Annotated in this window: 1 rRNA gene; it reads left to right on the top strand. The window is 57.1% G+C overall.

Annotated elements, in window-relative coordinates:
- Window positions 1–23 precede the first annotated feature (23 nt).
- A 16S ribosomal RNA gene (locus ACXR8F_RS21485) occupies window positions 24–1,545 on the top strand.
- Window positions 1,546–1,660 lie beyond the last annotated feature (115 nt).

The raw sequence follows: 1,660 nt of genomic DNA, 5'->3' as shown, positions 1-1,660 counted from the left end.
TTTTCGGGGTGGGTGTTTGAACATCAACGGAGAGTTTGATCCTGGCTCAGGACGAACGCTGGCGGCGTGCTTAACACATGCAAGTCGAACGGTGACGATCAAGCTTGCTTGGTCTGATCAGTGGCGAACGGGTGAGTAACACGTGAGTAACCTGCCCCAGACTCTGGGATAACCCCGGGAAACCGGAGCTAATACCGGATATGACACGCCCCTGCATGGGGAGTGTGTGGAAAGTTTTTCGGTCTGGGATGGACTCGCGGCCTATCAGCTTGTTGGTGAGGTAATGGCTCACCAAGGCGACGACGGGTAGCCGGCCTGAGAGGGCGACCGGCCACACTGGGACTGAGACACGGCCCAGACTCCTACGGGAGGCAGCAGTGGGGAATATTGCACAATGGGCGAAAGCCTGATGCAGCGACGCCGCGTGAGGGATGACGGCCTTCGGGTTGTAAACCTCTTTCAGCAGGGAAGAAGCGCAAGTGACGGTACCTGCAGAAGAAGCACCGGCTAACTACGTGCCAGCAGCCGCGGTAATACGTAGGGTGCGAGCGTTGTCCGGAATTATTGGGCGTAAAGAGCTTGTAGGTGGTTTGTCGCGTCTGCTGTGAAAATCCGAGGCTCAACCTCGGACTTGCAGTGGGTACGGGCAGACTAGAGTGTGGTAGGGGAGACTGGAATTCCTGGTGTAGCGGTGGAATGCGCAGATATCAGGAGGAACACCGATGGCGAAGGCAGGTCTCTGGGCCATTACTGACACTGAGAAGCGAAAGCATGGGGAGCGAACAGGATTAGATACCCTGGTAGTCCATGCCGTAAACGTTGGGAACTAGGTGTGGGTCTCATTCCACGAGATCCGTGCCGCAGCTAACGCATTAAGTTCCCCGCCTGGGGAGTACGGCCGCAAGGCTAAAACTCAAAGGAATTGACGGGGGCCCGCACAAGCGGCGGAGCATGCGGATTAATTCGATGCAACGCGAAGAACCTTACCAAGGCTTGACATACACCGGAATCACTCAGAGATGGGTGCGTCTTCGGACTGGTGTACAGGTGGTGCATGGTTGTCGTCAGCTCGTGTCGTGAGATGTTGGGTTAAGTCCCGCAACGAGCGCAACCCTCGTTCTATGTTGCCAGCACGTCATGGTGGGGACTCATAGGAGACTGCCGGGGTCAACTCGGAGGAAGGTGGGGATGACGTCAAATCATCATGCCCCTTATGTCTTGGGCTTCACGCATGCTACAATGGCCGGTACAAAGGGCTGCGAAACCGCGAGGTGGAGCGAATCCCAAAAAACCGGTCTCAGTTCGGATTGGGGTCTGCAACTCGACCCCATGAAGTCGGAGTCGCTAGTAATCGCAGATCAGCAACGCTGCGGTGAATACGTTCCCGGGCCTTGTACACACCGCCCGTCAAGTCACGAAAGTCGGTAACACCCGAAGCCGGTGGCCCAACCCTTGTGGGGGGAGCCGTCGAAGGTGGGACTGGCGATTGGGACTAAGTCGTAACAAGGTAGCCGTACCGGAAGGTGCGGCTGGATCACCTCCTTTCTAAGGAGCAGTCATTTATGGCAGCCCGGTCTGTCCCCGAGTGTGGGGCAGCGGGTGCTCAAGGGTGGAACATCGATTTTGGCGCCTGGTCGAGCTGCTGCTCGCAAGTACAACC

It is taken from the genome of Terrabacter sp. AAH1, from assembly GCF_054456855.1.
This window is presented reverse-complemented; position numbering and strand designations above follow the sequence as displayed.